Annotated in this window: 4 protein-coding genes; all 4 read right to left on the bottom strand. The window is 64.1% G+C overall.

The window, feature by feature from the left end; translation table 11 throughout:
• Nucleotides 1-297 precede the first annotated feature (297 nt).
• The 4 genes from QQK25_RS17470 to scpA all read right to left on the bottom strand — a co-directional run bounded on the left by QQK25_RS17470 (nucleotide 298) and on the right by scpA (nucleotide 7,124).
• Nucleotides 298-2,310, bottom strand: a complete 2,013-nt coding sequence (locus tag QQK25_RS17470; RefSeq protein WP_284189083.1) for an acetyl-CoA carboxylase biotin carboxylase subunit — start codon at nucleotides 2,308-2,310, stop codon at nucleotides 298-300.
• Nucleotides 2,311-2,330: 20 nt separating this feature from the next.
• Nucleotides 2,331-3,866 carry an acyl-CoA carboxylase subunit beta gene (locus QQK25_RS17465; protein ID WP_153160791.1) on the bottom strand — a complete coding sequence of 512 codons (1,536 nt, stop codon included), beginning with the start codon at nucleotides 3,864-3,866 and terminating at the stop codon, nucleotides 2,331-2,333.
• 36 nt (nucleotides 3,867-3,902) lie between these two features.
• Nucleotides 3,903-4,895 (bottom strand): methylmalonyl Co-A mutase-associated GTPase MeaB, encoded by a 993-nt coding sequence (gene meaB / locus QQK25_RS17460; protein ID WP_306664093.1) that lies wholly within the window; start codon nucleotides 4,893-4,895, stop codon nucleotides 3,903-3,905.
• A gap of 66 nt (nucleotides 4,896-4,961) precedes the next feature.
• Nucleotides 4,962-7,124 (bottom strand): methylmalonyl-CoA mutase, encoded by a 2,163-nt coding sequence (scpA, locus tag QQK25_RS17455; protein ID WP_284189081.1) that lies wholly within the window; start codon nucleotides 7,122-7,124, stop codon nucleotides 4,962-4,964.
• Nucleotides 7,125-7,462: the final 338 nt, after the last annotated feature.

Here is a 7,462-nt window from a genome sequence, read left to right as displayed (position 1 = left end):
TGCACTCGACGCTGGGCTACCTGCCGCCCACGGCCTATGAACGGAAAACCGCAGTACAGCACCCTATCGAGGTGTCCGGTATTACTTGACCACTACAAAGGTCGCCGGCGTTGGTCGGACTGAAGTCCGACCTACAGGATGAAGCCAGGGGCGCTGCAGCAAAAAAAAGGGGCCGTCCTAGGACGACCCCGATCCCTCGACAGGAACCCGCCCCGAAAGACGAGTCTCCCTCCCCATCGAACGAAAGCGTTTTCTCGTCCCGCCGGGCTGGAGCGGCCCGGCGGGACGGCGAACGGATTACTCGAACTCGATGATGACTTCGTCCACCGCCAGGCTGGCGCCGCCGGCGGCAACGATCTTCTTGACCTTGCAGTCCTGCTCGGCCTTGAGGATGTTCTCCATCTTCATGGCTTCGATGACCGCCAGCTTCTCGCCGGCCTTCACTTCCTGACCAACCTGCACGGACACTTCGCGCAGCAGGCCCGGCATGGGGGACAGCAGGAACTTGGACAGGTCGGGCGGCAGCTTTTCGGGCATCAGGGCCAGCAGTTCGGCGGCACGGGCGCTCATGACCATGAAGTCGGCGCGGGTGCCCCAGTGAAACAGGCTGTACTTGGTCTTGTGGCGCTCCACCTGGAGGGTGAAGGGCTCGCCGTTGCAGGTGCCGTTGAAGAGCGACTCGCCGAGCTTCCAGCTGGACTTGAGCTCGTAGCTCTTGCCCTTGTATTCCACGTGGTAGCCGCCATCGATGGGCTTGGCGACGACCGGGTGGTGCTCGTTGCCTTCCTTGTTCAGGCGGATGACCATCCACTCGTCGCTGACGATGCGCTCGTGGCCCTGGAGCTGGCCGGAGATCGAGGCGGAACGGTCGGTGAAGGCGCGGTAGACGTAGGCGGCCACCGAGACCAGCAGCGCCGGATCATCGTGGGGCACCATCGAGGCGTCGAAGCCCGTCGGGTAGTGCTTGGGGATGAAGCCGGTGTCGAAGATGCCCGAGTGGAAGACCGGGTGCTGCATCAGCGCGGCCTGGAACGGGATGTTCGACGAGATGCCACGGATCACGAAGCCGTTGAGGGCGTCGCGCATGCGGTCGATGGCCTGGGCGCGGGTCGGGGCGTGCACGATGAGCTTGGCGATCATCGAGTCGTAGAACATGGAGATCTCGCCACCGTCGTACACACCGGTGTCGACACGGGTGGTGCCCTTGTCGTCGGTGGTCTCCTTCGGCGGCAGGAACTTCACCAGACGGCCGGTGGAGGGCAGGAAGCCGCGGAACGGGTCTTCGGCGTTGATCCGGCATTCCATCGACCAGCCGTTGATCTTCACGTCGGCCTGGGAGAGGGGCAGCTTTTCGCCGTAGGCAACGCGGATCATCTGCTCGACGAGGTCGAGGCCGGTGATGAGTTCGGTGACCGGGTGTTCCACCTGGAGACGGGTGTTCATCTCGAGGAAGTAGAACTCCTTGGTCGCGCCGGACACCACGAATTCGACGGTACCGGCGGATTCGTAGTTAACGGCACGGGCCAGGGCCACGGCCTGCTCGCCCATGGCCTTGCGCATCTCGGCGTCGACGAAGGGGCTCGGCGCTTCTTCGATGACCTTCTGGTGACGGCGCTGGATGGAGCAGTCACGTTCGTTGAGGTACACGTAGTTGCCGTGGGAGTCGCCCAGCACCTGGATTTCGATGTGGCGCGGCTCGAGCACGTACTTCTCGATGAAGACGCGGTCGTCGCCGAAGGAGTTGCGGGCTTCATTGACGCAGGAGGAGAAGCCTTCATGGGCTTCGGCGTCGTTGTAGGCAACACGCAGACCCTTGCCGCCGCCGCCGGCGGAGGCCTTGATCATCACCGGATAGCCGATCTTCTTGGCGATCTCGACGGCTTCGTCGGGGCCGGCGATGGCGTCGTTGTAGCCCGGAATGGTGTTCACGCCGGCTTCGATGGCGAGCTTCTTGGACTCGATCTTGTCGCCCATCTTGGCGATGGAGTAGTGCTTCGGGCCGATGAACTTGATGCCTTCTTCTTCAAGACGGCGGGAGAACTCGGCGTTCTCGGACAGGAAGCCGTAGCCGGGGTGAACCGCCTGGGCACCGGTCTGCTTGCACGCAGCGATGATCTTGTCGGCGACCAGGTAGGACTCTTTCGAGGCGGCCGGGCCGATGCAGACGGCTTCGTCGGCCAGCTCGACGAACAGGGCGTCCTTGTCGGCCTCGGAGTACACGGCGACAGTGGCGATGCCCATCTTGCGGGCGGTCTTGATGACGCGGCAGGCGATTTCGCCGCGGTTTGCAATCAGGATCTTGGTAAACATGTTCTTGGCGTCCTCGGCGATCACAGCGGAATGTTGCCGTGCTTGCGCCACGGGTTGTCGAGCTGCTTGTCCTTGAGCATGGCCAGCGAGCGGGCGATACGCTTGCGGGTGGCGTGCGGCATGATGACGTCGTCGATGAAGCCACGGGCGCCGGCCACGAACGGGTTGGCGAACTTGGCCTTGTACTCGGCTTCACGCTCGGCGAGCTTGGCGGGGTCGTTCTTCTCTTCGCGGAAGATGATCTCCACCGCGCCCTTCGGGCCCATCACCGCGATCTCGGCAGACGGCCAGGCGAGGTTCACGTCGCCGCGCAGGTGCTTGGAGGACATCACGTCATAGGCGCCACCGTAAGCCTTGCGGGTGATGACGGTGACCTTCGGCACGGTGCATTCGGCGTACGCGTAGAGCAGCTTGGCGCCGTGCTTGATGATGCCGCCGTATTCCTGGGCGGTACCCGGCATGAAGCCCGGCACATCGACGAAGGTGACGACCGGAATGTTGAAGGCGTCGCAGAAGCGCACGAAGCGGGCAGCCTTGATCGCGGACTTGATGTCCAGGCAGCCGGCGAGGACCAGCGGCTGGTTGGCGACGATGCCGACCGGCGAACCATCGATACGGCCAAAGCCGATGATGATGTTCTTGGCGTAGTCGGGCTGCAGTTCGAAGAAGTCGCTGTCGTCGACAACCTTGACGATCAGTTCCTTCATGTCGTACGGCTTGTTGGCGTTGTCCGGCACCAGGGTGTCGAGGGAGTAGTCGAAGCGGTCGGCCGGGTCGTTGGTCGGCGTGACGGGCGGCTGCTCACGGTTGTTGGCCGGCAGGAAGTTCATGAAACGACGCAGCATCGAGAGGGCCTCGACGTCGTTCTCGAAGGCCAGGTCGGCCACACCGGACTTGGTGGTGTGGGTGACGGCGCCGCCGAGCTCTTCAGCGGTCACGTCTTCGTGGGTCACGGTCTTCACGACTTCGGGGCCGGTCACGAACATGTAGGACGAATCCTTCACCATGAAGATGAAGTCAGTCATCGACGGCGAATACACCGCGCCACCGGCACAGGGGCCCATGATCATGGAGATCTGCGGCACGACACCGGAAGCCATCACGTTGCGCTGGAACACGTCGGCGTAGCCGCCGAGGGAGGCCACGCCTTCCTGGATGCGGGCGCCGCCCGAGTCGTTGAGGCCGATCACCGGAGCACCGACCTTCATGGCCTGGTCCATGACCTTGCAGATCTTCTCGGCGTGGGTTTCGGACAGGGAGCCACCGAACACGGTGAAATCCTGGGAGAACACGAACACCAGGCGGCCGTTGATGGTGCCGTAACCGACGACGACACCGTCACCCGGGGTCTTTTCGGCCTGATCCATGCCGAAGTCGACGCAGCGGTGCTCCTTGAACATGTCCCATTCCTCGAAGGAATCCGGGTCGAGGAGCAGTTCGATACGTTCGCGGGCAGTCAGCTTGCCTTTCTTGTGCTGGCTGTCGATACGCTTCTGGCCGCCACCAAGGCGGGCCGCTTCGCGCTTCTTTTCCAGCTGGTGGATGATGTCGTGCATTTACAGCCTCCAGTCAATGATTCGGGTGTGTTCTTTTCAGCCCAGATGGCCGAGCAGCCGGGAAGCGGCTGCGGAAGGCGTGGTCTGGCCGGCCTCGACGGCCGCCTGCAAGCCGGGAAGGTCCTGTTGAACCGCGGCGTGGCTTGCGAACCGGGCCCGCAGGCCCTGGTCGATGAGTTCCCACATCCACGCCCGGGCCTGTTGGCGCCGGCGCGCGTCGAACTCGCCGCTCCGTTTCATGGTGGAGCGGTAATCCTCAATGGTATTCCAGAATTCCGCGACGCCCTGCTTCTGCAACGCAGAAAGCATGAGCACCGGCGGCGTCCAGTTGGGCGACGAATGGCGGAGCATCCCCAGCGCGCTCTTGATCTGCGAGCGGGCCACGTTGGCGGCCTGGGGATTGATGTCGGCCTTGTTGATGACGATCAGGTCGGCGATCTCCATGATCCCCTTCTTGATCGCCTGCAGGTCGTCGCCGGCGTTGGGAAGCTGGAGCAGGCAGAAGATGTCGGTCATGCCGGCCACCGCGGTCTCGGACTGGCCGACGCCGACGGTCTCGATGATGATCACGTCGAAGCCGGCGGCCTCGCACACCAGCATGGCTTCGCGGGTCTTCTCGGCCACGCCGCCCAGGCTGCCCGCCGACGGGCTCGGGCGGATGAAGGCGCCGGTGTTCTGCGACAGCAGTTCCATCCGGGTCTTGTCGCCCAGGATGGAGCCGCCGGTGACGCTGGAGGACGGATCGACCGCCAGCACCGCCACCTTGTGGCCCTGCTCGATGAGGTACAGGCCGAGGGCCTCGATGAAGGTGGACTTGCCGACGCCCGGCACGCCAGAGATGCCGATGCGCATCGAATTGCCGGTGTGGGGCAGCAGGCCTTCGAGCACGCTGCGGGCCCGCGCCTTGTGGTCCGGCCGCTGGGATTCGATCAGGGTGATCGTCTTGGCGAGCGGACGCAGCTGATGCTTGAGCACGCCGTCGACCAGGGCCTGATCGATGGCGTCACGCTGCGGAATGTCGGCAGGCATGTTCATGGAAGACATCAATGACGCGCACGCCGGCTTTCGCCGGCGCGCTGTTCCTCACGGGTTCGCTCAGGCCTTGCGGGCGGCGCGGATCTGCTTCAGCACTTCGCGGGCGGCAGCCGGGATCGGCGTGCCGGGCCCGAAGATGCCGGCCGCACCGGCCGCGTACAGCGCGTCGTAGTCCTGGGCCGGAATCACGCCACCGACGAAGGTGATGATGTCGTCGGCGCCCTGATCCTTGAGGGCCTTGATGACTGCCGGCACCAGCGTCTTGTGGCCGGCGGCGAGGCTGGAACAGCCCACTGCATGCACGTCGTTCTCGACGGCGTGACGGGCGGCTTCTTCCGGGGTCTGGAAGAGCGGACCGATGTCGATGTCGAAGCCCAGGTCGGCGAAGGCCGAGGCCACCACCTTGGCGCCGCGGTCGTGGCCGTCCTGACCGAGCTTGGCGATCATGATGCGCGGACGGCGACCTTCCTCGGCCACGAAGGCGTCGATGTCGGCCTTCAGGGCCTGCCAGTCTTCGTTACCTTCGACCACCGAGTTGTAGATGCCGGACACGGCCTGCGGGTTGGCGCGATAGCGGCCGAAGACGACTTCCAGCGCGTCGGAGATTTCGCCGACGGTGGCGCGCAGGCGCACGGCCTTCACGGCGAGATCCAGCAGGTTGCCTTCGCCGGTCTTGGCGCACTCGGTGAGAGCGGCCAGGGCGGCATCGACAGCGGCTTGATCGCGGGTGGCGCGGATGCGGGCCAGGCGCTCGATCTGGGCTTCACGCACGACGTGGTTGTCGATGTCGAGGATGTCGATCGGATCCTGCTTGGCGAGCTTGTACTTGTTGACGCCGACGATGACGTCCTTGCCCGAGTCGATGCGGGCCTGCTTTTCGGCGGCGCACTCTTCGACCTTCATCTTGGCCCAGCCGGATTCGACGGCCTTGGTCATACCGCCCATGGCTTCGATTTCTTCGATCAGCGCCCAGGCCTTGTCGGCCATGTCCTGGGTGAGCTTTTCCATCATGTAGGAGCCGGCCCACGGATCGACCACGCTGGTGATGTGGGTTTCTTCCTGGATGATGATCTGGGTGTTGCGGGCGATGCGGGCCGAGAATTCGGTGGGCAGCGCGATGGCTTCGTCCAGCGCGTTGGTGTGCAGCGACTGGGTGCCGCCGAACACTGCGGCCATCGCCTCGATGGTGGTGCGCACGACGTTGTTGTACGGATCCTGCTCGGTGAGCGACCAGCCGGAAGTCTGGCTGTGGGTACGCAGCATCATGGACTTCTGGCTCTTCGGCTCGAACTGCTTCATGAGACGCCACCACAGCATGCGCGCGGCGCGCATCTTGGCGATCTCGAGGTAGAAGTTCATGCCCACCGCCCAGAAGAAGGACAGGCGGCCGGCGAATGTGTCCACGTCCATGCCCGACTTGATGCCGGTGCGCACGTACTCGACGCCGTCGGCCAGCGTGAAGGCCAGCTCGATGGCCTGGTTCGCGCCCGCTTCCTGGATGTGATAGCCCGAGATCGAGATGCTGTTGAACTTGGGCATGTGGGTCGACGTGTAATTGAAGATATCAGCGATGATCTTCATCGACGGCGTCGGCGGGTAGATGTAGGTGTTGCGGACCATGAACTCCTTGAGGATGTCGTTCTGGATGGTCCCGGACAGCTTGTCCTGCGAAACGCCCTGCTCTTCGGCGGCGACGATGTAGCCGGCCAGGATCGGCAGCACGGCGCCGTTCATGGTCATGGACACCGACACCTTGTCGAGGGGGATCTCGTTGAAGAGGATCTTCATGTCCTCGACGGAGTCGATCGCCACGCCGGCCTTGCCGACGTCACCCACCACGCGGGGATTGTCGGAGTCGTAGCCGCGGTGGGTGGCCAGGTCGAAGGCCACGGACACGCCCTGGCCGCCGGCGGCGAGCGCCTTGCGGTAGAAGGCGTTGGATTCTTCGGCGGTGGAGAAGCCGGCGTACTGGCGGATGGTCCACGGACGGGCGGCGTACATGGTGGCCTGGGGGCCGCGCAGGAAGGGCTCGAAGCCCGGCAGCGTGTTGGCGTACTTGAGGCCTTCGAGATCGGCCGCGGTGTACAGCGGCTTGACCGTGATGCCCTCCGGCGTCACCCAGTTCAGCTTGGCGACATCGCCTTCAGGCGCCGACTTGGCGGCGGCCTTGTTCCAGGCGGCCAGATCGGGTTGGGGGAAGGTCGGTTCGTTGTTGTTCGCCATGGTTCTACCCTCGCTAGTGCGGGCCGCGGAAGCAGCCTCTTTTCTGTCCTGAAGACGTGTCGCCCGTTGCGGCCGGCCCGGTCGATGTGCCGGACTCGTCTGCAAACCGGGACGCCAGTACCGGCCGTGGTCCCTGACCACGGCCGGCTGCCGTGCCCTGCGCGGGCAGTTTTCTCCCTCCCTCTGTTTTTCGAGCGTCGATGGCCGAGGCCACCGGGCTGCAACAAGGTTTACTTCCCGCGCAGGAACTTGACTTGCTATCCACGGGATAATACTTTATCCATAATTATGGATGCAATACCCGAAACCACCTCATCCACCTACAACTCCACATCCTC

It is taken from the genome of Zoogloea oryzae, assembly GCF_030161255.1.
Lineage (GTDB): Bacteria > Pseudomonadota > Gammaproteobacteria > Burkholderiales > Rhodocyclaceae > Zoogloea > Zoogloea oryzae.
This window is presented reverse-complemented; position numbering and strand designations above follow the sequence as displayed.